A 1,548-nucleotide genomic window follows, 5' to 3' on the forward strand; every position below is an offset into this window, starting at 1 on the left:
CACCGGGAGAGAGCCTCGCATCACCAAAATAGCCAAAATCTTGGGGATGGGGCTCGCCTCTAGTCATGGTTTGTCTGAAAAACGCTGGGCTAAGGGTTAACATCGTTCACTTTTCAGAAAGAGGTGCTATCCTGTAGCAGCGAATGGAAGGTGGCCTGTGTTGCTAGCCTTTAAGACAGCGTTAGACCTGAATAGCAAGCAAAGGACCCTGGCTGCCCAGCACGCAGGCGTGGCCAGGCACGCCTACAACTGGGGCCTGGCAATCTGCAAGCAAGCCTTGGAGAACAAGCACAAGCTCCCTACAGCCATCGACTTACATAAGCGGCTGGTGGCAGAGGTCAAGAAGGAAAACCCTTGGTACTACCAGGTATCGAAATGTGCGCCTCAACAAGCCCTGAGAAACTTGGAGCAAGGAATCAAGAGGTGGCGCCAGGGGCTGGGGCGCTTCCCCGTGTTCAAGAAGAAGGGTAGGCATGACAGCTTCTACCTGGAAGGATCCATCAAAATCTCAGGGAACCGAATCAAGGTTCCCGTCTTAGGTTGGCTGAAGTGCCACGAGCAGTTACCTGCAACGTCTCCCAAGAACGTCACGATTAGCCGCCAAGCCGACCGGTGGTATATTTCGTTCAAGTTCGAGGCCCCTGCCCCCCCAGAGCCAGAGAAGGACGGAGAGGTGGTTGGGGTGGACTTTGGGATCCACAACCTGGCCACCTGCTCCAACGGCAAGACCTTTCCCAACCCAAAGGCCTATCGAAGGTCAAAAAAGAGGCTGGCGCGGTTGCAGCGAAGGGTGAGCCGCAGGCAAAAGGGCTCCAGAAATCGAAAGCGAGCAGCGATGGCGGTGGCCAGGCTGCACAAGAGAATTGCCGACCTGCGCAAAGACAACCTGCACAAGTTGACCACGTACCTAGCCAAGAGGTATCGGGTCGTGGTTATAGAAGACTTGAACGTTTCGGGGATGGTGAAGAACCCCAAGTTGGCGGGCAGCATTGCCGATTGTGGGTTCTATGAGTTTAAGCGACAGCTAGAGTACAAAGCAAAGCTCTACGGCTGTCAATTGGCTGTAGCGGATAGGTTTTATCCCTCTAGCCAATTGTGTTCTCGCTGTGGTCATCAGCAAAAGATACCACTGCACCAGAGAGTGTTTCGCTGCGAAAAATGCGGTTTTGTGATAGACCGCGACTTAAATGCCTCCCACAACCTGGTGAAATGGTATCAAACTACCCTGAGCTCCAGGGGAAGTTACGCCTGTGGAGATTCCTCTGCCGGGGTTGGGCAACCAACTAGGTATGAATCGTTGAAGCAGGAAGGAAGCAACAAGTTGAACGAAAGTCCGCTTTTGTTCAGCGTTGTGTAAGTCTTTCGGAGCGGTTGGTTCGCCGACTAGGTATGAGTCGTGGAAGCAGGAAGAAAGCAGCAACCTAGACAAAAGTGGACTTTTGTTCAGTGTTGTATAGGTCTTTCGGAGCGGCTCAATCGAGCTGCTTTTTTCAGCAACAATGCTAGGATTTCCCAATCAAAGCCTCAGCCCCTGTCGATAGGGATCCC

General features: G+C 53.0%; 1 protein-coding gene. It reads left to right on the forward strand.

Features of this window, described 5'->3' with window-relative positions; all coding sequences use genetic code 11:
- Nucleotides 1-157 precede the first annotated feature (157 nt).
- Nucleotides 158-1,357 (forward strand): RNA-guided endonuclease InsQ/TnpB family protein, encoded by a 1,200-nt coding sequence (locus NW853_RS05405; protein ID WP_414348209.1) that lies wholly within the window; start codon nucleotides 158-160, stop codon nucleotides 1,355-1,357.
- Nucleotides 1,358-1,548 lie beyond the last annotated feature (191 nt).

The sequence above is a fragment of the Synechococcus sp. H55.11 genome (assembly GCF_047462475.1).
In the GTDB taxonomy this organism is placed as follows: domain Bacteria; phylum Cyanobacteriota; class Cyanobacteriia; order Thermostichales; family Thermostichaceae; genus Thermostichus.